This is a genomic window from Streptomyces sp. H39-C1, from assembly GCF_027158125.1.
In the GTDB taxonomy this organism is placed as follows: domain Bacteria; phylum Actinomycetota; class Actinomycetes; order Streptomycetales; family Streptomycetaceae; genus Actinacidiphila; species Actinacidiphila fildesensis.
Genome location: NZ_JAPVLS010000005.1, coordinates 142,724 through 168,219, shown reverse-complemented (window position 1 = coordinate 168,219; position 25,496 = coordinate 142,724). Strand labels below are relative to the sequence as shown.

Sequence of the window (25,496 nt, the reverse complement as noted above, 5' to 3'; positions counted from 1 at the left end):
CGGAGCCCGGTCGCCCCGGATTCCGCGCCGGACATCCCCTGCCTGCTCCGTCGGTCTATTCGGCTGCGCGCAGGGTGTCGCGGTAGCGGCGGGCGGCGGCCCGCAGCGCGGATTCCGGGTCGAGCCCGGCGGCGGTGGCCGCGGAGGCCAGTGCCAGCAGCAGGTCGCCGAGCGCCGTCTGGTCCGACGGCACCTCGACGCCGGCGGCGTCCGGCACCGGCAGCCCGGCCCTGCGCGCCCGGCCGCTGAGCTGCGCGGCCAGCGCGAGCGCCGGCTGCCCGACGGGCACCCCGTCCGTCACCGAGTCGCGCTGCTTCTCCACGGCCTTGAGCCGGACCCAGTTCGCCTGGACGGCCTCGGGAGTCTCGGCGACCTCGTCCCCGAAGATGTGCGGGTGCCGGTGGATCAGCTTGTCGACGATCGTGCCGGCGACGTCGTCGACCGAGAACGGCTCCTCCGCGTCCTCCTCGGCGATCCGGGAGTGGAAGACGACCTGCAGCAGTACGTCCCCGAGCTCCTCGCGCAGCGACTCCCGGTCGCCCTCCTCGATCGCCTCGACCAGTTCGTACATCTCCTCGATGCCGTACTTGGCGAGGTCCGTGTGGGTCTGCTCACGGGTCCACGGGCACTCCGCGCGGATCCGGTCCATGACCTGCACGAGATCGAGCAGCCGCGCGCCCGGCAGGTCGTACGAGCCGGGCAGCAGTTCCAGGTCCGGCATCGCGACCCGCCCCGACCCGCCGAGGCGGGCCAGTTCGTCGGTGACCGCGGGGTCGTTGTCAGCGGCCGGCAGATAGACGACGGTCCGCTCACCGGCGGTGGCGTCCACCAGTTCCCGCCCGGTCGGCGCCGCGTGCACGACGCGTACGCCCGCCTCCCGCAGATACGGAAGCTGCGGATGCCCGGGGTCGGCGCAGATGACCTGGTCGGCACCGCGCAGCAGTTCCCACGCGGGCCACGACAGCAGACCGGGTGCCACACGGTGGCTGGTGGTGAGCAGTACGAGGCGGCCTGGCGCGGGGGTCATCAAGTCATCCACCGCTCGAACCTACCCCGCCCCGCGCCCCTGCTCCGCCCCGTCCCGGGAGCGGACCCCCGGGGTCCGGCCCCGGGCGGCCGGGGTGGGCCGGCCGCCCGGTCGGGGTCAGGCGCCCTGGACGGGGGCGGTCGCCACGGGGACGAGCCACGGTTCGTGGGTGGCGCCCAGGCGGGCGTTCTGGACGTCCCAGGTGCCGTAGCGGGGGTTCACGTCGATCTTCATGTCCTTGCCGGTCTTGGCGAGCAGCTGGTTCAGGGCCGCGCTTCCGCCGTCGCTGCCGGGCTCGACGCCGAGACTGGAGATGATCTTGCCCGCCTCGACCTGCAGCCGGCAGAAGGCGTCGATGTCGGAGGGCGCGACGTTGTACTTCTCCAGCAGCGCGGGCGCCAGCGCGTCCGGCCCGCCGGACTGGGCCTCCAGTGCCGTCCGCATCTGCCCGACGTCGGAGCGGGTGACCGTGACCCCCGCGTCCTTGGCGACGCGGTCCAGCAGCCGGGTCACCACCATCGTGCCGAGCGTCTGGCTGGTCAGGTCGCTGCTGCCCTCGATGAGGGCCGCCGCCTGGGGCGACTTCTCCTGCGCGGTGCGGACCGCGTTGACCTTCGACTGGAGGTCCGAGACGGAGATCGTCTCGTTCTCCACCACTGCGGCGGCCCCCGCGTGCGGGGTGCCGCACGCGCTGATCACAGGGGTCATCGCCACGAGTGCGGCGGCGGCGAGCGAGACGGCGGTGCGTCGGCGGACCATGGTGCCTCCCGGCATGGGATCGAGCGGCGGTGCTTCGACCTTGCGAAGATCGAGGATATGGAGCGGACCGCTTCGATATCCAGCACTCCGCCGAACTGGGCCGTGTCCGGCCGAACCCGAACGGCTCAGCTGGTGGGCAGCTTCTCGTTCGGGCAGGTGTTCAGCTGCTTGCGCATCGCGTCCTTCTCGGCGGCGGTGACCCACACCCCGTACTTCTTCTTCACCGCGACCTGCCGCGCCACGTACGCGCACCGGTAGCCCTTGTTCGGCGGCAGCCACGTCGCGGTGTCGCCGTCGCCCTTGGAGCGGTTGGCGGACGCGTCGGCGGCGATGAGGTTCATCGGGTCGTTGGCGAACTGCACCCGCTTGTCGGTCGTCCACTGCCCGGCGCCCTTCTGCCAGGCGTCGGAGAGCGCGACCGCGTGGTCGATGTCGATCGTGCTCTTGCCCCGGGTGTAGGTGAGCTGCTGCCCGGTGTACGGGTCGTCCAGCTTCCCCGAGGTGACGACGCAGTCGCCGCCCTTCTCCGCGCGGAACGTTTCCGCGGTGAGGTCGCGCTTCAGTATGTCGTCGCGCGTCCCGCAGCCGTTGTGGTCGGTGTCGACCCAGGACTTGCCGAACTTCTCCCGCGTGTAACCGGTCTTCGGCGCCCGCCCCTTGACGGTCAGGGAGTCGACGGCGGCCAGCGCGCTGCCGCCGGGAGCCGACTTCCCCGGTCCGTTGCCGTTGCCGTTCCCGGCACCGCCCGCGGTGTCGGCCTTGCAGCCCGCCGCGCCGAGCAGTCCGGCGACCGCCAGCCCGCAGAGGAGTATGTGTGGTGCCCGTGCCCCGCGTTTGACCATGCTCGCACCTTATGGCGTTGACAGCCCGGCGTCCGGAGCGGCCCGGTCGGACCACCCATCTGCTCGCCTCATGCCCGAACTTGGCCCAGCCATGCCAGGGTGCGGCGCAACTCGACGCAGAACGGATGGTGCGGTCCGTGCACGCGGTCGGCGTCGTAGAGGAGCCGTGCGAGCACCTCCCGGGCGGTGGCGCGGTCGCCGACGGAGAGCAGGAGGTTGCCGATCCGGCGGCGGATCTCCAGCGGGACGACCGGGTCGGTGGCCGCGTACCGCTCGAAGTACGGCAGCAGGGTGCGGTATTCGCCGAGGGCGGCGCCGGCCTCGCCGAGCTGTTCGAGGCACTGCGCCGCCTCGTAGCGGAACTGCAGGACCTGCCGGTCGGCCGGACCGCTCTGGGTGGCGAACTCGTCCGCCAGCCGCCGCAGTTCGGGGAACGCGCGGCGGAACTGGCCGTCCTCCATGAGCGTGGCGGCGTACTGCTTGCGCAGCATGCGCACGATCGGTGAGTGCTCGCCGTGCTTCGCGGCGGCGGCGGGCAGCACGCCCCCGAGGATGTCGACGGCCTGCGTGATGCGGCCCGCGTCGAGCAGCCGTCTGACCTCGTCGACCGCGGCGGCGATGTCCGGCCCCGCCGGCGGCGTCGGCGTGGTGGAAGGCGGCGTCGACGGCATGGCCGGCACCTGGACACCTTCCTGGCCGGTACCGGGCCGGTCCGGCCAGGGGGCGTGCGGGCGCAGGAACGGGCGGGTGGGGTCCATCGGCCCGGGCGGGCGCTGCGCGTGCGCGGTCCCGGCGGACGGGAGCATTGACGCGAGTTCACCGTAGACGCGCTGGGCGTCGGCGGGCCGGTGCTGCGGGTCCTTGGCGAGCAGCCGCAGGACGAGGGACTCCAGCGGCGCGGGCACCTCGGGCCGCAGCTGGCGCAGCGCGACCGGGGCCTCGTAGAGATGGCGGTGCAGGACGCCGAGCGCGGTGGAGCCGTGGAACGGGACGTTGCCGCTGAGTAGTTCGTGCAGGACCACCCCGAGCGCGTACAGGTCGGTGCGCGGTCCGACGGCGCCGCCCATCGCCTGTTCCGGCGCCATGTACGCGGGGCTGCCGATCGGGGTGCCGGTGTGGGTGAGGCGGGTGGTGTCGGTGTCCATGACGGACGCGACGCCGAGGTCGAGCACGACGACGGTGCCGTCGGGGCGCACCATCACATTGCTCGGCTTCAGGTCGCGGTGCACGATCGGCACCGCGTGGACGGCGGAGAGCGCCGCGCACAACTGGGCGGCGACCGCCACCGCCCAGGGCCACGGGTAGGGGTCGTGCTCGGCGAGGTGGTCCGCCAGGTCCTGGCCCTCGACGTGCTGCATGACGAGGTACAGCTCGTCGCCGTCGGTGCCCGCGTCATGGACGGTGACCAGGCCGGGGTGGTCGACCTGGGCGGTGACCCGGCACTCGCGGTCGAACCGCTGGCGCAGCTCGGCGACGTTCTCGCCGCCAGCGACCTTGTCGGGGCGCAGCAGCTTCACCGCGACCCGGCGGTCCAGTCGGCGGTCGTACGCCGTCCAGACCTGGCCCATGCCGCCCTGGCCGAGAACGGTGGCCAGCTCGTACCGCCCCGCGACGAGCCGGCCGTTCACCGGCCTTCTTCCTTGCGGAGGTAGTCACTCAGCTCGTCCAGCTCGGCGCGGACCTGGTCGATGCGCGGCGCGGGCGTGCCGGCCGGTCCCGGGGTCGGCGTCGCGGCCGGGTCCGGGGCCACCGGAGCGGTGGGAGCCGGGGTGGAGGTGGGGGTGTCCCGGTACGGGTTGTAGTCGGCGCGCGGGGTCGGCAGCTGCGTCTGGTGCACCTGCTGGCGCGGCGGCTGCGGGGCGGCGTAGGGGAACTGCTGCTGCCCGTACGCCCTGGACGCGTTCTGCGCGTCCACCTCCCGGAAGTGCCGGATGTCGGAGACCAGGTAGTACACCGCCACCGCGATGGCCTGGATCACCAGGATGGAGACCACCGCGTTGTCCCGCGGGCTGTTCCTGTTGCCGCTCTCGCCGCTGTCGCCGCCGTTGCCGAGGAGCGCCACCAGTACGACGGTCAGGACGCAGCTGGCGCCGCAGAGCACCCAGTCCACGGCGTTGCGCCGGCGCAGCAGGGCGACGCGCAGCAGCGGTGTCCAGGCGAGCATTCCGCACGACAGCACCGCGAGCAGCACGAACAGGACTCGCAGCCCGGAACGTGTGCCGTCACTCGGCTGGGGCGGCACGATGCCTGGGCCGTTCATGGCTGCTCCTGAACAAAAGTCTCGGCTGGAAGAGCGAGCGTATCGGCAGGGGCGGACGAGCGGTCTGGCGATGCCACAACAATTCGGACCGGACCACACCCCGCACGAACACCGTGCACCCCCGCCACCGTCCGGCCGACGGTCCGGCCGCTGTCACCAAGAGCGACGCAGACTGCGATACGGGTGGTTGCGGTGACCGGAGAACGGCCGGCCGAACCACATACCCGCGCCACTCACGTATCTTTTCGTGGCGGGCGTGCACCGGCCGAGGGTGCCGCGCGTCTTCCCGTGCGAAAGGAACGCAGCATGGACATGGCTACCGCGGCCATCCCCGCCCAGCACGGGAACAGCTCCTCTCCCGGCAGCCGCTTGCAGCGGCTCTTCCGCCCCCGGCTCGACCCGTACTGGCTGGCCGGCGCGCTCTTCGTCGCGTACGCCACCCTGTCGGTGTGCCGGTTCCGGCGGATGGCGACGATGTCCTGGGACCTCGGGATCTTCGAGCAGGCAATCAAGTCCTATGCGCACTTCCAGGCGCCGGTCGCCGATCTCAAGGGCCCCGGGACCAATATCCTCGGCGATCACTTCAGCCCCATCACGGCCCTCGTCGCCCCCTTCTACCGGGTCTTTCCCACCCCGGTCACCCTCCTCGTGGTGCAGGCCGTCCTCTTCGCGCTCTCCGTCGTCCCGGTCACCCGGGTCGCTGCGCACTTCCTCGGCCGCGGCCGGGGGCTGGCCGTCGGTGTCGCCTACGGCCTGTCGTGGGGGGTGCAGCGGGCGATCGAGTTCGACTTCCACGAGATCGCCTTCGCCATGCCGATGCTCGCCTTCTCCCTGGAGGCCGTGCTGCGCAAGCGGTGGAAGACCGCCATGTGGTGGGCGCTGCCGCTGATCCTCGTCAAGGAGGACATGGGCGCGACCGTCGCCGCCATCGGTGTCGTCGTGCTGCTGCGGACCCGGCGCGAGGATCCGCGGACCGCGTCGTACGCGATCTGGCTCATCGGTTTCGGTATCGCCTTCGCCGCCATCGCCTTCGGCGTCCTCATCCCCGCCTTCAACAACAGCGGCGGCTACGACTACTGGAACAAGCTCGGCGGCAGCGGCGCGCCCGTCGCCGGCACCATTGCGCCGGACACCGCGCTGCGCACCCTGTTGTGGATCCTGCTGCCGACCAGCGGGCTGCTCGCGCTGCGCTCCCCGCTGCTGATCGCCGCGCTGCCCACCATCGGCTGGCGCTTCATCTCCCACGACGACCACTACTGGGGCCTGGACTGGCACTACAGCGCCGTGCTGATGCCCGTCGTCCTCCTCGCCCTCGTCGACGCCGTCAACGAGTCGCGCAACAGCCCGCGGGGCTGGCTGCGCTCCTACGCCTCGCAGGTGCCGGCCGCCGTGGCGGCCGCGGCCCTGGCGCTGAGCACCACTCTCCCGCTGGCGGATCTCACGCACACCGCCACGTACCAGCCCGGCGAACACGTCAAGGCCGTCGAGAAGCTGCTGCGGCAGATCCCGGACGGTGCGAGCGTCGAGGCCAACGTCGGGCCGATCAGCAGGCTCGTCAACCGCTGCACCGTCTACTGGGTCGGCGGGGCCAAGAACGTCGTCCCCGACTACATCGCGATCGACAACGGGGACGGCTGGGTCCCCGACCCGGTCGAGTACGCCCACCAGCTCCATCCGTCGGCGGCCTACACCCAGATCGCCAACAGCGAGGGCTACGTCATCCTGCGTCGCGCGTAGCCGGGGTGAGGGCGGGCTCCTGGGCGGGGGCCGGCTGCTCGCGGGTCAGCAGGATCCGCCGGGAGAGCAGGAACGTCACGGGGATCGCGGCGGCCGCCGCGATCAGCGGGGCGGGCTTCTCCCCCACCCCGCACCACTCCACCAGGACGTACATGCCGACCGAGGTGACGGTGAAGTTCGTCAGGTTGGTCAGCGGGAAGAACAGGAACTTCCGCCAGGTCGGCCGGGTCCGGTAGGTGAAGTACGTGTTGAGGAAGAACGAGCCGATCATGCTCAGCACGAACGCCACGACATACGCCGGGTAGTAGGGCATCCAGCGGTGCAGGAGCAGGTAGCAGCCGTAGAAGGTGCCGGTGTTCACCACACCCACCAGGCCGAAGCGCACCACCTGGAGGAGACGTACGGGCATCAGCGCCGGCCCTCCGACGCGGGCGCCGGGCGCTCCGCCAGCAGCGCCGCACCGCTGGCGGGGGCGCTGTCCGGGCCGCCGAAGGTGGCGGGCGGCACGTTGGTCTCCTTCACGAGGAAGTGCGGCCGCCGCTTGGACTCGTAGTAGATACGGCCGATGTACTCGCCCATCAGCCCCAGCATCATCATCTGCAGCCCGCCGAGCCCGACGATGGCGACGATCAGTGTCACATAGCCGGGCGCGGTCACCCCGCCGACCACCGCGGCGACCGTGACCCAGGCGGCGTACAGCCCGGCGAGGCCCGCCAGCGCGAGGCCGAGGTGGATCCCCATCCGCAGCGGGCGGTTGTTGAAGGAGATCAGCCCGTCGATCCCGTAGTTGAGCAGCGCCCCGAACCGCCACTTGGTCTCCCCCGCGGCGCGGGCGGCGTTGCGGTAGTCGAAGGTGACGGTGTCGAAGCCGATCCAGGAGAACAGCCCCTTGGAGAAGCGGTTGTACTCCGGCATCGACAGCAGCGCGTCGACCGCGCGGCGGGAGAGCAGCCGGAAGTCACCGACCCCGTCGGTCAGTTCGACGTCGACCCACTTGTTGACCATCCGGTAGTACAGCCGGCTCACGGTGCTGCGGACGAACTTGTCGCCCTCCCTGGTGCGGCGGGCTATCACCTGGTCGTGGCCGCGGCTGAACAGCTCCAGCATCCGCACGATCAGCTCCGGCGGGTGCTGCAGATCGGCGTCCATCAGCACGACGGCGTCGCCGGTGGCCTCGCGGAGCCCCGCGAGCATGCCGGCCTCCTTGCCGAAGTTCCGGCTGAACGAGACGTACCGGGTGCTGCCCACATGCTGCTCGGCCAGGCCACGCAGGCGTTCCAGCGTCGCGTCCGAGCTGCCGTCGTCCACATAGCAGAGCTCGTACTCGACGGGGAGGAGGTCCAGGGTCTCCCGGATCTTCGCGTCGAAAAGCTCTACACCGGATTCCTCGTTGTAACAGGGAACGACAACGGACAGGCGCATGGATTCACTTTCCGTGGGATACACGGAAATGCTGCCCGCGGTACACGACCCCCGCGCGGCCGCCGCGCAAGGGCCACATGACGGCGATCTGAACGCCACGTGACTCACGGCGCGGCGGCGCCGGTTGTGTATCGGTTACCCCTCGGAAACCCGTCGGTCGGGTCTCAGTTGTCGAGAATCGTGGTCAGGAACTCCGACGTCCAGAGCAGGAGTTCCCGTCCGATGACCGGTGTGCCGCCGATCTTGGCGGTGGTCGGGCGCGGTACGAGGACCTGACGGGCCGCGTTCTTCAGGACCGTGCGCGGGTAGAGCCGGTTGAGCCGCAGTTCCTGCGACTCGCGCAGCTCGACCGGGCCGAACCGGACGTTGCTGCCCGCCAGGGTGATGTCGCTGACCCCGACCTTGCGGGCGAGCAGCCGCAGCCCGGCCACCAGCAGCAGGTTCTCCACCGGCTCCGGCAGCTTGCCGTACCGGTCGGTCAGCTCCTCGCGGACCGCGGTGATGTCCTCGTGGCTGTTGGCGGCGGCGATGGCGCGGTACGCCTGCAGGCGCAGCCGCTCCCCCGGTGCGTAGTCGTGCGGGACATGCGCGTCCACCGGCAGTTCGATCTTGACGTCGAGCAGTGTCTCGTCGGGCTCGCCGCCGTCCTCCAGGGCCGAGCGGTAGTCCGCGACCGCCTCGCCGACCATCCGGATGTAGAGGTCGAAGCCGACGCCCGCGATGTGCCCGGACTGCTCGCCGCCGAGCAGGTTGCCCGCCCCGCGGATCTCCAGGTCCTTCATCGCCACGTACATGCCCGCGCCCATCTCGGTGTGCTGCGCGATGGTCGCCAGCCGCTCGTGCGCGGTCTCGGTGAGCGGCTTCTCCGGCGGGTACAGGAAGTAGGCGTAGCCGCGCTCGCGTGACCGGCCGACGCGGCCGCGCAGCTGGTGCAGCTGCGAGAGACCGAAGTTGTCGCCGCGCTCCACGATGAGGGTGTTCGCGTTGGAGATGTCGATGCCGGACTCCACGATCGTCGTGGAGACCAGCACGTCGAAGCGTTTCTCCCAGAAGTCGACGACGACCTGCTCCAGCGCGCTCTCGCCCATCTGCCCGTGCGCGGTGGCGATCCGCGCCTCCGGCACGATCTCGCGCAGCCGCGCCGCCGCCCGGTCGATCGACTCGACCCGGTTGTGGATGTAGAAGACCTGGCCCTCGCGCAGCAGTTCACGCCGGACCGCGGCGCCGATCTGCTTCTCCTCGTACGGTCCGACGAAGGTCAGCACCGGGTGCCGCTCCTCCGGCGGGGTGGTGATCGTCGACATCTCGCGGATGCCGGTGACCGCCATCTCCAGCGTGCGGGGAATGGGGGTGGCGGACATCGTCAGCACGTCCACGTTGGCCCGCAGCTTCTTCAGCTGCTCCTTGTGCTCGACGCCGAACCGCTGCTCCTCGTCGACGATGACCAGGCCCAGGTCCTTGAACTTCGTCTCGGACGAGAACAGCCGGTGGGTGCCGATGACGACGTCGACCGTGCCGTCGCGCAGCCCCTCCAGGACGGCCTTGGCCTCGCTGTCGGACTGGAAGCGCGACAGCGCCTTCACCGTCACGGGGAACTGGGCGTAGCGCTCGGAGAAGGTCGTGAAGTGCTGCTGCACCAGCAGCGTGGTCGGGACCAGCACCGCGACCTGCTTGCTGTCCTGGACCGCCTTGAAGGCGGCGCGGACCGCGATCTCGGTCTTGCCGTAGCCGACGTCGCCGCAGATCAGCCGGTCCATCGGGACCGACTTCTCCATGTCCTCCTTGACCTCGGCGATGGTGGTCAGCTGGTCGGGCGTCTCCACGTACGGGAAGGCGTCCTCCAGCTCGCGCTGCCACGGGGTGTCGGGCCCGAAGGTGTAGCCGGGGGCCGCCATCCGCGCCGAGTAGAGCTTGATGAGGTCGGCGGCGATCTCCTTGACCGCCTTCTTGGCGCGCGCCTTGGTCTTCGTCCAGTCGGCGCCGCCGAGCCGGTGCAGCGTCGGGGCCTCGCCGCCGACGTACTTGGTGATCTGCTCCAGCTGGTCGGTCGGCACGAAGAGCCGGTCGCCGGGCTGTCCCTTCTTCGCCGGCGCGTACTCGACGAGCAGGTACTCGCGGGTGGCGCCCTGGACGGTGCGCTGCACCATCTCGACGTAGCGGCCCACGCCGTGCTGCTCGTGCACGATGTAGTCGCCGGGCTGCAGGGTCAGCGGGTCGATGGTCTTGCGGCGCCGCGACGGCATCCGCCCCATGTCCTTGGTGGAGGACTTCTGCCCGGTGAGGTCGGACTCCGTCAGCACGGCCAGCTTGAGCCCCGCGTCGATGAAGCCGTGCTCGATCGAACCGGTCGAGACATGGACGACGGACGGCTCCAGATCGGCCAGGTCCATGTCCAGACGGGCCGCGATGCCCTCGCCGCCCAGCACCTCCACGATGCGGGCGGCCGGGCCGTGGCCCTCGGTGACATAGACCGTGCGCCAGCCGTCGGCCAGCCAGCCCTTGGTGTCGGCGAGCGCGCGGGCGGTGTCCCCCCGGTACAGCTCGGGCGCGCGCATGCCCAGCTGCAGGGTGTCCTCGTCCAGCTCGGCATCCGCGGCGAACTGGCTGATCGACCACCAGGGCGTGCCCAGCTGCCGGGCGTGGTCACGCACATCGGCGATCGACCACAGCGAGGCCGCGCCCAGGTCCACCGGCGCCACCCCGCCACCGGCGGAGGCCGCCCAGGACGCCTCAAGGAACTCCTGCGACGTGGCGACCAGGTCGGAGGCGCGTGTCCTGACCCGCTCCGGGTCGCAAACGACCGTCATGCTCCCGGACGGCAGCACGTCCAGCAGCAGCTCCATATCGTCCACCAGGACCGGAGCCAGCGATTCCATGCCCTCGACGGCGATTCCCTCGGCGATCTTGTCGAGCAGTTCGTTCAGCTCGGGGTGCCGGATCGCCAGCTCGGCCGCGCGCGCCCGCACCTCGTCGGTGAGCAGCAGCTCCCGGCACGGCGGTGCCCACAGGCCGTGCTCGGCGATCTCCAGCGAGCGCTGGTCGGCGACCTTGAAGTACCGGATCTCCTCGACGTCGTCGCCCCAGAACTCCACCCGCAGCGGGTGTTCCTCGGTCGGCGGGAAGACATCGAGGATCCCGCCGCGCACCGCGAACTCGCCACGCTTCTCGACCAGCTCCACCCGGGCGTACGCGGCGGCCGCCAGGCCGTCCACGACCTCGCCGAGATCCGCGCTCTGCCCGCTGCGCAGGGACACCGGCTCCAGCTCGCCCAGCCCCTTGACCTGCGGCTGCAACACGGAACGGATCGGCGCGACGACGATCTTCACGGGCCCGGCCGTCGGGTCGTCCGCCCGCGGGTGTGCGAGCCTGCGCAGCACGGCGAGCCGGCGGCCGACCGTGTCGGAGCGCGGCGACAGCCGCTCGTGCGGCAGCGTCTCCCACGCCGGGTACTCCACGACGGAGTCCGGCGGCAGCAGCGAGCGCAGCGCCGCGACCAGGTCCTCGCTCTCCCGGCCGGTGGCCGTCACGGCCAGGACCGTACGGCCGGTGCGGGCGGCGAGGGCCGCCAGCACGAGCGGCCGGGCGGCGGCCGGCCCCACCAGGTCGACGTACGGGCGATTGCCGTCGGTACCGGCCTTGACCGCTTCGGCGAGGGCCGGATCGTTCACGACGACGTCGAGCAGACCGTTCAGACTCATGAAGGGGTTTCCGTCCCAGGGCTGGACAACGCGAACGCCCGACACGTCAAACGGGCCGGGGTTCTTCCAGCGTACGACGCCCCACCGACAGTCGCTGCCGCTCGATCACATGTGACGCACCGAGCGGCGACAAACGGCGGCCCCGGAACGCGGGGGGTTGCGTTCCGGGGCCGCCTGGTAGGCAGTGGGGAGACTGCCTAGTCGGAGGCGATGGCGTTGAGCACGTTCATCCGGCCCGCCCGGAAGGCGGGGACCAGCGCGGCCACCAGGCCGACGAGGGCCGATCCGAAGAAGACGATGATGATCGTCCCCCACGGGATCTCCAGGACTCCGAAGCCCACGGTGGCCATCAGCCGCTGCGCCGAGATGCCCCAGCCCATGCCCAGGCCGAGGCCGACCAGGGCGCCGAAGAGGGCGATGACCACGGACTCCAGCCGGACCATCCGCCGCAGCTGGCGTCGCGACATTCCGATCGCCCGCATCAGGCCGATCTCACGGGTCCGCTCGACGACCGACAGGGCCAGCGTGTTCACGACGCCGAGGATGGCGACGACGATCGCGAGGCCGAGCAGCCCGTAGATCATGTAGAGCAGCTGGTTGACCTGGCTCTTGATGAGGTCCTTGTAGTCGGTCTGGTCCCGGACGGTGAGCTGCGGGTAGTCCTTGACCGCTTCCTTGAGGGACGCGGCCGCCTCCTTCGCCTGGCCGTCGACGGCCTTGGCGAACATGATCTGGTTGGGCGGGAACTTGTCGGCCGGCAGGAACCGCTTCGCCGTGGCGATGTTCGTGTACATCGCGCCCTTGTCGAACGTGGTGTCGTCCGACGTGATCGCGGCGACCTTCAGCTTCGCGGTCTCGCCGCCGACGAAGGCGACGGTCAGCTCGCTGCCGATCTTGATGCCGTGATCCGTGGCGAAGCCTTCGTTGACCGACATCGAGTTGTCGCCGTAGGCGTCGGACAGCTTGCCCTGGACTGCCTCGACGCGCAGGTCCCGCGCGTAGGTGGGGCTGGCGGCCGTCAGCTGCTTGGTGGAGACCTTGCCGTCCGGGGTGGTCAGCTTGGCGTTGGTGCCCGTGTAGTCGGTGACGTGCTCCAGGTGACCGGCCGAGTGGATGGCCTTGGCCAGCGAGGGGCTCAGCGGCTGCTGGTTGTCGGTCTGCAGGATGAAGTCCGCGCCGACCGACTTGTCGAGCTGGTCGGTGGCCGAGGCCACCATCGAGGTGCCGACCACGGACAGTCCGGCGACCAGCGCGAGGCCGATCATCAGCGCCGAGGCGGTGGCGCCGGTACGCCGCGGGTTGCGCAGCGCGTTGCGCTCCGCGAGGCGGCCGACCGGTCCGAAGAACCGCAGCGAGACGGTGCTGAGGGCGCGGACGAGCACTCCGGCCAGCAGCGGGCCGACGATCACGAAGCCGATCAGCGTGAGGAGCACGCCGAAGCCGAGGAACGAGGAGCCCTGGGACGCCTTGTCCGCCTTGCCCGCCGCGACCAGGGCGGCGCCGCCGGCCAGGGCCACCAGCACACCGATGGTGGCGCGGACCTTGCCGGCCTTGCCGTCCGCCGGAGTTCCGGCGTCCCGCATGGCGGCCATCGGCGAGATCTTGCCTGCCCGCCGGGCGGGCAGCATGGCGGCCACCACCGTGACGATGACACCGATCGCGAGGCCGATCACCGGGGTGGTGGCCTTGATGGTCAGCTCGGAGGTGTCCAGGTGCATGCCGAGCTTGCCCATGAGCTTCATCAGCAGGATGGCGAGTCCGATGCCGCCGCCGATGCCGAGCACCGAGCCGAGGACGCCGAGCATCAGCGCCTCGAAGAGCACGGACCGGTTGATCTGCTTGCGGCTGGAGCCGATGGCCCGCATCAGGCCGATCTCGCGGGTCCGCTGGGCGACCAGCATCGAGAAGGTGTTGATGATGAGGAAGATGCCGACGAACACCGAGATGAAGGCGAAGCCGAGCATGACGTACTTCATCGGGTTCAGGAACGAACCGATGTCGTCCTTGGCCTCGGCGTTGGCCTCGGCGGCCGTCTGGATCTTGTAGTCGGTGCCGACCGCGGCCGTGACGTCCTTCTTCAGCTGCGCGTCGCTGACGCCGCTCTTGGCGGTCAGGCCGAAGTTCGTGTACGCGTCCGTGGTGCCGAGCAGCTTGCTCTGCGCGGTCGGGGTGTCGAGGTAGATGAGCGCGGCACCGGGGTTGGTGGTCTTGAAGGTCGCGATGCCGACGATCCGGGTGCTGAAGTCACCGGGGGTGGCGATGACCCGGAGCGAGTCGCCGATCTTCAGGTCCTTCTTGGCGGCGGTGTCGGCGTCGATCAGCGATTCGGTCGGACCGCGCGGCGCGTGGCCGGAGGTGAGCTCCACCGACTTCTTGCTGTCGCGCTCGTCCCAGTTGATGGCGATGGTGGGCGCACCGGTCTTGGAGCCGACGTTCTCGTTCTTGCTGTTGACGACGGTGATCTTGTCGCTGACCACCTGCGTCTCGACCTGCTGCACCCCGGCGGTCTGCTGCAGCTTCGCCAGCAGCGAGGCCGGAACGGTCTCCGGCTTGCCGGTCTCCTGGGCGTCGTCGACCTTCTTGGCGCTGACCGAGACGTCCGACGCCGTGGAGGCGAAGAGCTTGTCGAAGGTCGCGGTCATGGTGTCGGTGAAGACGAGGGTGCCGCAGACGAACGCCACCGAAAGGAGCACGGCGACGGCGCTGAGCACCATCCGGCCCTTGTGCGCGACAAAGTTGCGCATCGATGTCTTGAAGACGGTCACGACACCCTCCCACGGGCGTCGAAGGACTTCATGCGCTCGAGAACGGAGTCGGCCGTCGGGTTCGCCATGTCGTCGACGATGCGGCCGTCGGCCAGGTAGATGACGCGGTCCGCGTAGGAGGCGGCGACCGGGTCGTGGGTCACGATGACGATGGTCTGGCCGAGCTCGTCGACCGAGCGGCGCAGGAAGCCCAACACCTCGGCGCCGGCGCGCGAGTCCAGGTTTCCGGTCGGCTCGTCACCGAAGATGATCTCGGGGCGGGCGGCGAGGGCGCGGGCGACCGCGACACGCTGCTGCTGGCCACCGGAGAGCTGGTTCGGGCGGTGCTTGAGACGCCCGGCCAGGCCGACGGTCTCGATGACGCGGTCCAGCCACTCGCGGTCGGGCTTGCGGCCCGCGATGTCCATCGGCAGCGTGATGTTCTCCAGCGCGTTGAGCGTCGGGAGCAGGTTGAACGCCTGGAAGATGAAGCCGATCTGGTCCCGGCGGAGCTGGGTGAGCTTCTTGTCCTTCAGCTTGGTGATCTCCGTGTCACCGACCCAGATCTGTCCGCTGGTGACCGAGTCCAGGCCCGCCAGGCAGTGCATCAGGGTCGACTTGCCGGAACCGGACGGGCCCATGATGGCGGTGAAACCGCTACGGGCGATGTCCACGTCCACCGCGTCCAGCGCGACCACGCGCGTGTCCTCGGTGGTGCCGTACGACTTGGTGACCTGACGTGCACGGGCGGCAACAGCCGAACGCTCTCCGCTGCCCCCGGACTTGGGAATCGTTACAGCCGTTGTCACTGCTATCTCCTGAAATCTCGTGTGTTTCGTCGGGCTCCTGCGGAACCTGGTGGACCCTGTCGCGCGTTATCAGAGTGCTGGTAAGCCTGGGGTCGCGGCGATGGGGCAGGTCTCCGTCTTGCTGGTGGGGTTAGCCCCACCACGTCCCACTGATGACCCTAAGGAGCACCAGGCCTCCCGAACGTCCTCCGCCAGTACGAACATCGAGTAGGCGGAAGTGAGTACTTTCCCCTAAGGGTCGCCGACATCCAACCGTCCGCGACCTCGGGGTCGATGATCTGCCCTCACGCCACGTGAGGTGCAAGAACCTTGTTCCACCTGCGACGATGCCGCCGATACCGGCTGTCGCGACCCCGGTCCCGCATGGAATGGTGCGGTGTACACACACTGCTGTGCACGCCAGGGGAGGGAGCCGCCGTGAGCGGTCCTGTGGAACGTACGGCCCGGTCATCGGCCGCGGCGGAGCCCGCGCGCCCACCCCGGCGCGGCCGGATCGTGGCCGCGCTGATGCTCGCCATGGCGCTCGCCGCGATGGACTCCACGATCATCTCGACGGCCGTCCCGCAGATCGTCGGCGACCTCGGCGGCCTCTCGGTGTTCTCCTGGCTCTTCTCCGGCTATCTGCTGGCCGTGACGGTGACGCTGCCGGTGTACGGCAAGCTCGCCGACACCTTCGGCCGCAAACCGGTGCTGCTGGCCGGCATCGCGCTCTTCCTGCTCGGCTCGCTGCTGTGCGCGGGCGCCTGGAACATGGCGAGCCTGATCGCCTTCCGGATCGTCCAGGGGCTGGGCGGCGGCGCGATCCAGGGCACTGTGCAGACCGTGGCCGCCGATCTGTACGGGCTGAAGGAACGCGGCCGCATACAGGCGGCGCTCTCCACCGTGTGGGCGGTCTCCGCCATCGCGGGACCGCTGGCCGGCGGCTTCCTCGCCGGATACGGCGACTGGCGCTGGATCTTCCTGATCAACCTGCCGGTCGGCGCGGCCGCCCTCGTCCTCATCCTCCGCCACCTGCACGAGCACATCACCCGCACCCGCCACCGCATCGACTGGCCCGGCGCGGTCGCGCTCTTCCTCGCCGGCGGGCTGCTGCTCCTCGCCCTCGTCCAGGGCGGCATCGCGTGGTCCTGGCTGTCCTGGCAGTCCCTCACCCTGTTCGCCGCCAGCGCCGTCTGCACCGCCGGCACGGTGGTGATCGAACGGCGCGCCGCCGAGCCGATCATCCCGGGCTGGGTGTGGCGGCGGCGGGTCATCGTCTCCGTGAACCTGGCGCTCGGCGCGCTCGGGCTGCTCATGATCGCGCCGACGGTCTTCCTGCCGACCTACGCCCAGACGGTCCTGGGGCTCGGGCCGGTCGCCGCCGGGTTCGTGCTGTCCGTCATGACGCTGAGCTGGCCGCTGTCGGCGGCCCTGAGCAGCCGCGTCTATCTGCGGATCGGCTTCCGCAACAGCGCCGTCATCGGCATGAGCTGCGCCACCGCGATCCTCGCCGCGTTCCCGCTGCTGCCCTACGGCGGGCCGGCCTGGCAGCCCGCGTTGCTGATGCTGCTGCTCGGCGGCGCGCTGGGGCTCTTCCAACTGCCGCTGATCGTCGGTGTGCAGTCCACTGTCGGGTGGGCGGAGCGGGCGACGACGACCTCGTCGGTGCTCTTCTGCCGCCAGGTCGGGCAGAGCGTGGGCGCGGCGGTCTTCGGCGCCGTCGCCAACCACACGCTGGTGGCCCGGCTGGGCGCGGCGCCGGCTTCGCTGACGCCGCCGGGCGGGGCGGCCGAGCCGGTGCGCCGGGCGGTGGCGGCCGCGGTCGACCACGTCTACGTGGGCGCCGCGGCGGCGGCCGGGGCGGCCGTGCTGGTGCTGCTGTTCGTCGCCCCGCGCCGCTTCCCCGTCCTGACGGACGGGGACTGACGGACGGGGACCGACGGACGGGGACCGACGGCCGCCCGTTCCGCTACTCCGGGGCCGGGCCAGGTTCCGGGACCGAGGGATCGTCGTCGGGCAGCGGGCGGCCGGTGAGGGCCGCGAGGCTGCTGCGGACGTGGGCGAGGTGGGCGCGGATCTCCTCGCGGCGCTCCTCGTGCTCGCGCAGTTCCCGCTCGCTCTCGCGCCGGATGCGCTCCTCCCGCATGCGGGCCTCCGCGAGCAGGGCGGCCGCCCGGGCTTCGGCGTCCTCCTGCCCGTGCCGCGCGAACTCCTCGGCCTCGGCGCGCGCCGTCCTGGCGTCCTCGAAGCGGCGCTCCGCGTAGCCGGTCAGCTCGCCGATCCGGCTGTCGACGCCGGCCTCGCGCTCGGCCATCTCGTGCTCGAAGGCGTCCAGCCGCTCGCGCTGTTCCTTGTCGAGATCGGTGAGGGTGCGCGTGGTGTCCTGCCGGGTGGCCTCCAGGGCCTGCTCGGCCTCGCCGCGTACCAGGCCGGCCTCGGTCTGCGCTTCCGTGAGGATCTCGCCGGCGCGGCCGCGTGCCACGTCGAGCACCCGTCCTGCCTGGTCCTCCGCGACCGCGCGCCGCTCGGCGGCGGCGGCCCTGGCCTCGTCCTGGAGGGCGCGGCGGGCGGTCTCCGCGGCGTCGTGGGCGTACTGGATCTCGTTCTCGGCGCGCTCCCTGACCGCCGCGGCCTCTTCCTGCACGAGGCGCAGCAGTTCCTGCGCGCTCGCGCTCAGCGTCTCGTAACTCGCCGGGCCGAGCGCGTCGACGGATTCCCGCAGCGCCTTGGCCTCGGTGTCCATCTCGTTCGCGAGAACAGTGAGCCGGGCGGCCCGCTCCCAGGCCGCGTCGCGGTCCTCGGACAGTTCCTCGAGGAAGCGTTCGACCTGTTCCACCCGGTAGCCGCGCCCGCGAACGGTGTCGAAGCCGTGAGGTGTTGCCGTGCTGCTCATGCGCTGCCCCTCGCCGTCCTTCCGAACCGTACTCTGTAATCCATTTTTGCCGATATGTCTGAATTGTGTATACCGCGACACTCCGACCTACCCCTACCCAACCCATCGCCCGTACATAGCGCGGCGGCCCGGGTCCGGATAATCCGGACCGGGGCCGCCCGGGGATCAGGACACAGCGGGGAGCGTCAGAGCAGGCCGTCCCACATCTGCTCGATCAGTACGGCCCACCAGTTGTCCGGCGAGGCGATCGCGGCCGGGTCCTGCGCCGCGAGCTGCGCCTGGAAGTCGACCGTCCAGCGGCCGGCCTGGTCGGGCGTGAGCCCGATCCGCAGCCGCCACATCCGCCCGAGCAGGGCGAGGCAGCGGGCGAACTCCGGCAGGCTGGAGTTCACGAACTGCGGCGGCACCGGCTGCCCGCCCGGGCCCGCTTCGAGCGGCACCGCGACGATGTGCGCGGTGCCGTACTGCACACACAGCTGGCGCCCGAAGTCATTGCCCATGACCAGGTACGAGCCCGCGTCCGAGGCCGGCTGCACCCCGCGCTCCTGCGCCAGTTCGGCGAGCGTCGGCACCGGGCGGCCCGGCTGGGCCTGCGCCCAGAAGAACGGCCCGAAGTCCACCGGCAGCCCGGCCCACATCAGGGTCTGCGCGACGATGTCCGGCACCCCCTGGCGGGAGACCGCACGCTGGTCGAACCGGAACAGGCCCTGCGGCCCGAACGCCTGCGCCAGCTCGTGGCCGATCCCCTCGAGCGGGATCGGCGGTACCCGCTGGACCTGGTTCGGGTCCGGCATCGGCACCCGCTGCGGCTGCGGCCGCGCCGGCGCCGACGCGACCTGGTGCAACTCGCCCTGGTGCGTCAGCAGATGCTGGACACCCTGCTGGCGCGAGGCGTGCTCGCGGCCGTACGGGGCCGTGTGGCTGATCCGCACCTGGGGCCAGGTCTCGCGGATCATCCGGGCGCAGTAGCCGCCCGGCAGATCGCACGCCTCCAGCTCCGTGTGCAGCTCCAGCACCTGCTGCGGCGGCACGTTGAGCGCGCGCAGCTCGTGCAGGATCTGCCACTCCGGGTGCGGAGTGCCCGGCGCCGAGCGGCGGATCAGCTGCTGCTGCGAACCGTCGTGCGCGCGGTAGCTCAGGACGGCCATGTAGCCGGGGCCGACCGTCGGCACACCGGCCGGCGGCTGCGGGTATCCGTAACCGCCGGGGGGCGGCGGGGCCGCGGCTCCGGGCGGCGGCGGTGGCGGCATGCCGGGACCGCCTGGACCACCAGGGCCACCGGGGTTCGGGCCGGCCAGCATCGTCGCTGCGTACGGGGCACCGGCACCGGGCCCGCCGGGGCCCGGCGGGGTCGGCGGAGCGCCGCGGCCACCGCCGGGGACACCGGGCGGGGGCGGCGGACCACCCGGGCCCGAACCACCGATCACACCGGGAGGAGGCGGCGGACCACCAGGACCACCGGGAGCACCCGGACCACCGACACCGGGACCCGCGAGCATCGTCGCCGCGTAGTTCACACCGCCGGACGACGGCGGGCTGCCCGGGGTGCCGGGGGCACCGGGAGCGGCCGGACCGGGGTCGTTCCGACCGCGCGCCGGCACCAGCTGCGTCGGCAGGTATCCCCCGCCGGCCGGAGCGCCGGGAGCACCCGGGGCTCCGGGCGCGTGGGGCCCGCTGGGCGGCGGCGGGGCGTCCGGGCTGCGCCGTCCGGGACCCGCGGACGGCACGCTGCCGCGCACCGCCTTCGCGGTCTCCGCGTCGGCGATGTCCGCTGCTGCGCTCCCCGAAGTGCCGGGGCCACCGGGTCCGCCCGGGGTCGCGAGACCCGCGGGCGGCGGCAGCGCCACGCCGGGACCTGACGGCGGCGGCAGGCCGGGACGGGCGTAACCGGGGCCCGGCGGCCGGCCGGGACCGCCGGCGCCGGGCGTCGCGGGCGCGATCGGGAAGCCGGCGCCCTCCGGCGGGGCGATGATCGTCGCGGGCAGCGAGCTGCCCTGCGGCATCAGTTCGGTCTTGGCCTCGGCGCCGGCCATCGGCGGCGGGGTGTGCGCCTCGTCGGAGTCGGAGATCGGCGGGGCGAAGACCGTGGCGGGGATGGGGACGGAGACGGAGTCGTCCGGGGCACTGGTGGTGCGGCCGGACCAGGCCCCGGAGTCGATCTCGACGGACGCCTGGGACGGCACCGGCGCGGGGGCCGGCACGACCGGTGCGTCGGGGGCCGCGGCCGGAGCCGCGCCGGGGCGGCGGTCCGGGATGCCCATCTTGTCCGCCGCGTCCTGCAGCCACTGCGGTGGACTGATCAGGAAGGACGTCGCCTCCAGATCGAGCCGTTGGGGCGGCGTCGGCGGGGTGTCGTTCGGCACCGCGCCGTACTCCTCCTCGTAGCGGCGGATGACCTCGCCGACCGGCAGACCCGGCCACAGCGTGGCCTCTCCGCTGTCCCGCGCGATGACCAGCCGCACCTGTCCGTCATCGCTCGACGGACCGTCCTCGCGGGGCTCGGACCAGGCGACGAAGCCCAGGTCGAACTCCCGCACCCGCACCTCGCGGGCCTGGTACGCCGGGACGTCACCGTTGATCCACCGCTCGGCGCGCTCCTGCGCCTGCGCGAAAGTGACCATTCCCTGCTTCACCCCTCCACCGGGACGGCACTGGCGAAGCCACCGTCCACCATCAGGTTCGCCACTGTCTCCAACTCCGGCGGATTTCCCGCCAGCCGCAGCAGGAACGCGTCGAGCGAGTCACCGCACGGCAGCAGCAGCTCCGCGACCCGCTCCTGCGGGGACGACCAGTGGTCGCCGTCCCGCGCGTCGTCGTAGGCGCAGAACCAGACCGAGCCGGTGCTGTCGCCCTTGACCTTCACCGCGAGCACTCCGCCCTGGACGTAGCCGATGGCCAGGTAGTCCTTGGTGAAGTGGTCGCGCAGACATTTGTTGACGTACACGAGGTCGTTGACGGCGGCCTCGTCACGCACCGTGAAGAACGGCTGGTCCAGCAGCAGTCCCAGGTCCGGGTCGAGCGCGACCCCGGCCGGGGCGCAGCCGCCGGCCGCCTTCAGGAAGGTGCGGTAGGCGCCGGGGAGCCGGTAGCCCAGCTCCTCCTCGACGTCCAGGACCTGCTGCTCGGTGACCGCCACACCGCTCTGGTGGGGCGTCGCCTTGGGCAGCCCGAAGTGCACGGGGCGGGTCTCCTGGAGCGGGCGGGTGCCGCGCTTGGAGTGGTCGGCGGTCGAGACGGCGAGGCCGCCGTGGTGCCGCAGCAGGGCCTTGACCTCGACGGGGATCAGCTCCAGCCGCCGGGTGCCCGCGACGTGGTGCCAGGTCCAGCCGTGCGGGGTCGCGACGGGCGGCAGGCTGCCCCACAACTCGTGTCCCGCGGCGTGCATCGCGGCGTTGGCCGACACGCAATCGGTCAGCCGGAGCTCGTCCACGCCGAAGCCCTCGGGCGGTTCCGCGATCTCCGCCGCCGCTCTCGCGAACGCCGAGAAATCCGGGTAGCCGTCGTCGTCGACCCAGACACCCTGGGGGTGCCGGGCGGCGCGCACCGGGTCCGGGAAGTGCACGACCTGACCGGCGTAGGCCGCGTTCGGTGGCACGGTCCGTCCCCCGGTCCGGGGGCTGGGAGGTGCCCCCAGCCCTGGCCGACCTGTCGTCATGGCGGTTGCCCCCTGCTGCGTCTGGCTGATGAACACAGCCTATGGGGTGTGGCAAGGTCGGCTTCCGCCCCCGTCCGGCTCAGCCGGCGGCCTCCGCGGCCTTCAGGTTCGTGTCCTGCTTGCGGGCGACGACGAGGGGCGGGTCGCCCGCCTGGCCGGTCCCCTTCACCGACAGATACGTGACGCTGGCGTCGCCGGTGCGCACGACGGTGACCAGTGCCGTGCCGCCCTCCTTGTCGCCGGTGTCCGCCATGACGTACGAGACGGCCTCGTCGCCCACGGTGACCGCGGGGCCCTTCCGGATCGCGAACGGGATCTTCTTGCCGGTGCCGTCGGTGGCCGTGAACGCGGTGCACTTGTCCAGCGCCTGCCGGATGTCGGCGACCATCTTCCCGGCCTCACCGGGGGCGTGGCTGGCGAGCAGCATCTGGGTCAGCTCGACGCCGGCCGGCAGATTGGCCGGGTCGATCTTGCCGACCGAGGCGCCGACGAACGCCTTGCGCGCGTACTTCGGCCGGGTGCTGGGCGGATCGGCGAGCGGCTGGCACTCGGGCTTGTCCGTCGTCATCACGTCGTCGGGGCTCATCGCCTCGTTCTTCGACGCCTCGATCTTGTAGCCGGGCACCTCGGTGTCCTTGACCAGCGCCGACCTCAACTGCGCTGCGGTCAGCGGCGCCTTGGCGGCCCCCGTCGAGGACCCGGCCGCGGACGTCGCGGGAGCCGTCGTCGCGCCGTCCTTGCCCTTCCCGTCGCCGCTCCCGCCGTCATCGCCGGAACAGGCGGCGGCCAGTGCCAGAACGGGCAGCACGGCGGCGGCCGTGACGGCTTGGCGGATACGGACATTGGTGCGAGTGGTGGTGCGGGACCGAGCGCGCATGCCGGCAACTCTCCCTCGTGGACGGAACGTTCCGCCCGCGAATGCGAGCTGCGGCCCATCCTTCCGGCCCATCTGCTGCCCCGTCCAAGCCGTTTCCACTCCGCCGACGATCCGTCACACCACGGTGACATGGGACACACAGGATGTTCCGCACACCGCACCCGACTTCCCCACCTCCTGACACCTTTGGCACTCTGAGTCTTGTAAACGGGGGATCGCCCGCTCCGGCGGGCGGACAGGAGGACGCACCACCATGCAGACAACGGACGCCGCGGATCCGCGGCTCACCTGGAGTGCCATGGGCGCCGACACCGCGGGGCCACCCGTTCTGCGGCACCGGCGGGACGGCATCCTGCCGGCCGTCGCCGCCGCGCTGTCCATCCGCGACGAGGTGCTGACCTGCACCGGGAGCAAGGCCGAGCAGGCACCGGCGCTGCATCCGATCGTCCAGGACTTCCTCGACACCCTGCCGGTCGCCCAGCGCGAGCGCTTCACCGGACGCTGTCCGGAGCCCGTGCTGCTCTCCCGGTTCCTCTCCGCCGTGGACGCCTCGCGCAGCAAGCGCGCGGCCCGCAAGCCGCTCACGCAGAGTGAGGCCCGTAAGGCATTGCGTGGCGCGCGGCTCACCGCCCGCCGTATACGTGAGGACGGTGACCCCGAGCACGGCTCGTACGCGCCGCCCTGCCGCTCCTGCGGGCCGCTGCTGGCGCATTTCGGCGTGCGGCCGGTCGACCCGTCGGCGGAGGCGGCGTGAGCGACCCGAACGCCCTGCGGGACCCGAACAGCGTGAACGGTGTGAACCACGCCGCCGGTATGCCGAGCTCCCCGAGCACCCGGTTCCCGGTCGGTGTGGACGCCGCCCTGCGGTCGGCCGGCTGGCAGCCCGGCCGCTGGGACATCAAGCAGGCCGAGGTGTGGGCGGACGCACTGCGGGCGCACTCCTCCCCCGCCGGGCACACGCACGCCGTCTCCCCGGCGGCCGTGGAGGCCTGGGCGGAGTTCGGCGGCCTCGCCATACCCGCCACCACCGGCCCCGGCCGGCAGATCGCCCCGACGCCGGTCCTGGTCAACCCGCTGCGCGGACTCCATCTCGCCAGGACCCTCGCCGACCTCGGCCGTGCGCTGGAGACCGAGGTGTCCCCGCTCGGCGAGGAGATGGGCTCGGGCTCGCTGCTCGCGATCGACGCGAACGGCCATGTCTACGCCATCGACCACACCGGGGACTGGTATCTCGGCGCCGACATCGACAGCGCCCTGACCACCCTGGTCAGCGGCGGCCGGCCGAACCGGCTGACCACCGCCTGACGGCTGCCCGGCACGCCCGCCCGGCCGTCCGCTCAGCCGGCGGCCGGCGGTCCGGTGGGCACCGCGACGACGGGCAGCGCCGGGATCATGGCGGAGACCCGGAAGCCGCCGGCCTCGGTGTGCCCCGCGACGAAGCCGCCGCCGAGCGCGGTGACGCGCTCCTTCATCCCGACGAGGCCGTGGCCGCCGCTGGGCAGTGCCGCGGCAGGTGAGCCGTCGGACGGGCCGTTCTCGACGCGGACGGCGACCTCGGCCTCCCGGTAGGCGAGCCGCACCTCGGTACCGGCGCCCGGGGCGTGCTTGTGAACGTTGGTGAGGGCCTCCTGGACGACGCGGTACGCGGTCCGCTCGACCTGGTCCTCGCACGCCCGGACCTCGCCCTCGACGGTCAGCTCGACGCGCATCCCCGCCGCGCGGGACTCCTCGACGAGCGCCTCCAGTTCGGCGAGGCACGGGCCGTCCGGCTGCCGGGCGCCGGCCTGCGGCCCGCTGCCCGCCCCGTCGGAAGGCCCGGCGGTCCGCGCCGCCCCGGAAGCGTTGCCGCTGCCCAGCTCCGTGAAGGCCAGGGTGCTCCCGGTGCCCGCGCCGTTCATCACCTGCGCCGTCCGCAGGACGCCGAGCATCTGGCGCAGCTCGTTGAGCGCCTGCCGCCCCATGTCCCCCAGCAGCTCCGCGCTCGCGGACGCCTTCTCCGGGTCCTTCAGGGCGACGGCCTTGAGCGCCGCCGCGTGCACCACCATCAGGCTCACCCGGTGCGCGACCACGTCGTGCATCTCCCGGGCGATCCGGGTCCGCTCGTCGGAACGGGCCCGTTCCGCCCGCTCGGTCGCCTTCTCGGCGAGCAGCGTCAGTTCCCGCTCCAGACCGTCGGCACGCTCCCGCAGGCTCTCCACCAGCCGGCGCCGGGCCCGGACGTACAGCCCGAGCAGCACCGGCGGCGCGGTCAGCCCGAGGGCCATCAGGACCGAGGTGATCACGATGACCGGCATCGGGGTGTTGCTGTCCTGCCGCAGGCTGTCGCGCATCTGGATGAACGCGACGATCATCGTGCCGACCCCGCTCATCCCGGCCAGGGTGGCGGTGATGCGGCGCGGGACCTCGGAGGCCGCCAGCGTGTAGAGGCCGACGATGCCGAGCAGGAACCCGAGCTGCGCGGGGGTCACCGCGATGGCGATCAGGACGATCGCGATCGGCCAGCGGCGGCGCAGCAGCAGCGACGCGCCGACGAGCAGCCCGAAGACGGCGCCGATGCCGGGCTCGATCCCGGCCTTCTCCGCGAAGGACGCCCCTTCGACAAAGCATTCGAGCGCCGACACAGCGGCCAGCGTCGCGTCGAGCACGAGGCTGCGCCGCCTCGGCCACCACCACGGGCCGGGCCGTGCCCGGCCCCCACCCCTGTCATCCGGTACGTGCGCCCCCGTCGTACTCATACGGTCCAGCCTAGGCCGTGTACCGCGCGGGCAGGGGTCCGGTGTCCTGGGGCGGCCAG

19 protein-coding genes are annotated in these 25,496 nt (G+C 71.8%); 4 read left to right on the top strand and 15 right to left on the bottom strand.

What is annotated here, in order from left to right; translation table 11 throughout:
* Positions 1-55: 55 nt before the first annotated feature.
* From O3W51_RS05640 to O3W51_RS05620, 5 genes are all read right to left on the bottom strand, one after another.
* Positions 56-1,027 carry a nucleoside triphosphate pyrophosphohydrolase gene (locus O3W51_RS05640; protein ID WP_138356092.1) on the bottom strand — a complete coding sequence of 324 codons (972 nt, stop codon included), beginning with the start codon at positions 1,025-1,027 and terminating at the stop codon, positions 56-58.
* A gap of 117 nt (positions 1,028-1,144) precedes the next feature.
* Positions 1,145-1,786 carry a SurA N-terminal domain-containing protein gene (locus O3W51_RS05635; RefSeq protein WP_187144900.1) on the bottom strand — a complete coding sequence of 214 codons (642 nt, stop codon included), beginning with the start codon at positions 1,784-1,786 and terminating at the stop codon, positions 1,145-1,147.
* 125 nt (positions 1,787-1,911) lie between these two features.
* Positions 1,912-2,628, bottom strand: a complete 717-nt coding sequence (locus tag O3W51_RS05630) for an HNH endonuclease family protein (RefSeq protein WP_138356090.1) — start codon at positions 2,626-2,628, stop codon at positions 1,912-1,914.
* Positions 2,629-2,696: 68 nt separating this feature from the next.
* On the bottom strand, positions 2,697-4,256 hold the full coding sequence (locus O3W51_RS05625) for a serine/threonine-protein kinase (protein WP_138356089.1): 1,560 nt from the start codon (positions 4,254-4,256) through the stop codon (positions 2,697-2,699).
* Complete coding sequence (locus O3W51_RS05620) at positions 4,253-4,888, bottom strand: hypothetical protein (protein WP_269284224.1); 636 nt, start codon at positions 4,886-4,888, stop codon at positions 4,253-4,255. The genes O3W51_RS05625 and O3W51_RS05620 overlap by 4 nt, the downstream gene beginning before the upstream one ends.
* Before the next feature lie 306 nt (positions 4,889-5,194).
* On the opposite strand from O3W51_RS05620, the gene O3W51_RS05615 reads away from it, so the two are divergent.
* Positions 5,195-6,625, top strand: coding sequence for a DUF2079 domain-containing protein (locus O3W51_RS05615; protein ID WP_138356087.1), 1,431 nt, complete (start codon positions 5,195-5,197; stop codon positions 6,623-6,625).
* Here the strand turns inward: O3W51_RS05615 and O3W51_RS05610 are convergent.
* The 5 genes from O3W51_RS05610 to O3W51_RS05590 all read right to left on the bottom strand — a co-directional run bounded on the left by O3W51_RS05610 (position 6,606) and on the right by O3W51_RS05590 (position 15,298).
* Positions 6,606-7,034, bottom strand: coding sequence for a GtrA family protein (locus O3W51_RS05610; protein WP_164296803.1), 429 nt, complete (start codon positions 7,032-7,034; stop codon positions 6,606-6,608). The two genes, O3W51_RS05615 and O3W51_RS05610, sit on opposite strands and share 20 nt — an antisense overlap.
* Positions 7,034-8,047: a glycosyltransferase family 2 protein gene (locus O3W51_RS05605; protein WP_138356086.1), complete on the bottom strand. Its 1,014-nt coding sequence runs from the start codon at positions 8,045-8,047 to the stop codon at positions 7,034-7,036. The genes O3W51_RS05610 and O3W51_RS05605 overlap by 1 nt, the downstream gene beginning before the upstream one ends.
* Before the next feature lie 164 nt (positions 8,048-8,211).
* Complete coding sequence (gene mfd / locus O3W51_RS05600) at positions 8,212-11,745, bottom strand: transcription-repair coupling factor (RefSeq protein ID WP_138356085.1); 3,534 nt, start codon at positions 11,743-11,745, stop codon at positions 8,212-8,214.
* Between the two features lie 197 nt (positions 11,746-11,942).
* The gene (locus O3W51_RS05595) at positions 11,943-14,510 is read right to left on the bottom strand and encodes an ABC transporter permease (RefSeq protein ID WP_269284212.1); all 2,568 of its coding nucleotides are present in this window, start codon (positions 14,508-14,510) and stop codon (positions 11,943-11,945) included.
* Entirely contained in the window at positions 14,507-15,298 is a 792-nt protein-coding gene (locus O3W51_RS05590; RefSeq protein WP_138356083.1) for an ABC transporter ATP-binding protein, read from the bottom strand. Before O3W51_RS05590 ends, O3W51_RS05595 begins: the two co-directional genes overlap by 4 nt.
* Positions 15,299-15,661: 363 nt before the next feature.
* Between O3W51_RS05590 and O3W51_RS05585 the strand changes: the two genes are divergently transcribed.
* Positions 15,662-17,203, top strand: a complete 1,542-nt coding sequence (locus tag O3W51_RS05585) for an MFS transporter (protein ID WP_443048241.1) — start codon at positions 15,662-15,664, stop codon at positions 17,201-17,203.
* 43 nt (positions 17,204-17,246) lie between these two features.
* Here the strand turns inward: O3W51_RS05585 and O3W51_RS05580 are convergent, their stop codons facing one another.
* The 4 genes from O3W51_RS05580 to O3W51_RS05565 form a co-directional block, all read right to left on the bottom strand.
* The gene (locus O3W51_RS05580; protein WP_138356081.1) at positions 17,247-18,170 is read right to left on the bottom strand and encodes a cellulose-binding protein; all 924 of its coding nucleotides are present in this window, start codon (positions 18,168-18,170) and stop codon (positions 17,247-17,249) included.
* A gap of 185 nt (positions 18,171-18,355) precedes the next feature.
* A complete protein-coding gene (locus O3W51_RS05575; RefSeq protein ID WP_269284203.1) occupies positions 18,356-20,791 on the bottom strand; it encodes an SUKH-4 family immunity protein in 2,436 nt (811 codons plus the stop codon).
* An 8-nt stretch (positions 20,792-20,799) separates the two neighbouring features.
* Entirely contained in the window at positions 20,800-21,825 is a 1,026-nt protein-coding gene (locus O3W51_RS05570) for an SMI1/KNR4 family protein (protein WP_138354674.1), read from the bottom strand.
* A gap of 79 nt (positions 21,826-21,904) precedes the next feature.
* Positions 21,905-22,702: a sensor domain-containing protein gene (locus O3W51_RS05565; RefSeq protein ID WP_164294436.1), complete on the bottom strand. Its 798-nt coding sequence runs from the start codon at positions 22,700-22,702 to the stop codon at positions 21,905-21,907.
* A 253-nt stretch (positions 22,703-22,955) separates the two neighbouring features.
* On the opposite strand from O3W51_RS05565, the gene O3W51_RS05560 reads away from it, so the two are divergent.
* Both O3W51_RS05560 and O3W51_RS05555 read left to right on the top strand, forming a co-directional pair.
* Positions 22,956-23,456 (top strand): YwqJ-related putative deaminase, encoded by a 501-nt coding sequence (locus O3W51_RS05560; RefSeq protein WP_138354676.1) that lies wholly within the window; start codon positions 22,956-22,958, stop codon positions 23,454-23,456.
* 59 nt (positions 23,457-23,515) lie between these two features.
* Positions 23,516-24,007: an SUKH-3 domain-containing protein gene (locus tag O3W51_RS05555; protein ID WP_138354765.1), complete on the top strand. Its 492-nt coding sequence runs from the start codon at positions 23,516-23,518 to the stop codon at positions 24,005-24,007.
* Between the two features lie 32 nt (positions 24,008-24,039).
* On the opposite strand, the gene O3W51_RS05550 is transcribed toward O3W51_RS05555, so the two are convergent.
* Positions 24,040-25,437, bottom strand: a complete 1,398-nt coding sequence (locus O3W51_RS05550) for a histidine kinase (RefSeq protein ID WP_269284197.1) — start codon at positions 25,435-25,437, stop codon at positions 24,040-24,042.
* Positions 25,438-25,496 lie beyond the last annotated feature (59 nt).